General features: G+C 38.3%; 2 protein-coding genes. Both read right to left on the bottom strand.

What is annotated here, in order from left to right:
• On the bottom strand, positions 1-280 hold a 280-nt coding region (dcm, locus tag IEY73_RS34760; protein ID WP_229716451.1), incomplete at its 3' end, for a DNA (cytosine-5-)-methyltransferase.
• 156 nt (positions 281-436) lie between these two features.
• Positions 437-583: a flagellar biosynthesis anti-sigma factor FlgM gene (locus tag IEY73_RS34755; protein ID WP_505744161.1), complete on the bottom strand. Its 147-nt coding sequence runs from the start codon at positions 581-583 to the stop codon at positions 437-439.
• Positions 584-593 lie beyond the last annotated feature (10 nt).

The raw sequence follows: 593 nt of genomic DNA, 5'->3' as shown, positions 1-593 counted from the left end.
TGCGAATAAGCCCATAAATAATAGTCCCTCTCTCATCTTCAAGCCCCTTCCTTTTGCCATTGATAGAAAAAGCTTGACAAGGAAACCCGCTAATGAGCGCATCAAAATCGGGTAAATCATTAGGGTTGATTCGCATCAAATCCCCAAAATTATGGGTATCTTTAAAAAATAATTCATAAGTTCTAAGGGCTTCATGATTGATTTCTGCATGCCCTACGCATTTTAGATGGCATTGCTCCAAGCCCAAACGGCCTCCACCAATACCAGAACAAAAATCCATAAAAGTTAAAATTCCCAATCAATCATTCCTAACACGCAACAAAAACATGCCCTATTTAAGAGAGCAAAAAACTCAAAACACAAAGAAGCTAAAATTTAATGAAAAACAAGACAATGGCAAGAATAACCCCCCCTAGAAATGAAGTCCTTAAACCCCTTATCCTATCCCCAATAAATCCTGCGCCATTTTGTGAGAAGTCCCATGCAAGTTGATTTTATACTGGTTATTTTCAATAGCTTGCTTGATTTCAGCCACCCTATCAAGAGCAGCCTCGCTATTTTCAACTTTTTCATTCTTTTCCACACGCTTGTAA

Origin of the sequence: Mangrovihabitans endophyticus (assembly GCF_014646155.1) — a bacterium.
Lineage (GTDB): Bacteria > Actinomycetota > Actinomycetes > Mycobacteriales > Micromonosporaceae > Actinoplanes > Actinoplanes endophyticus.
Note: the sequence above shows the minus strand (reverse complement) of the source record. Positions and strands in the feature narration are given on the sequence as shown.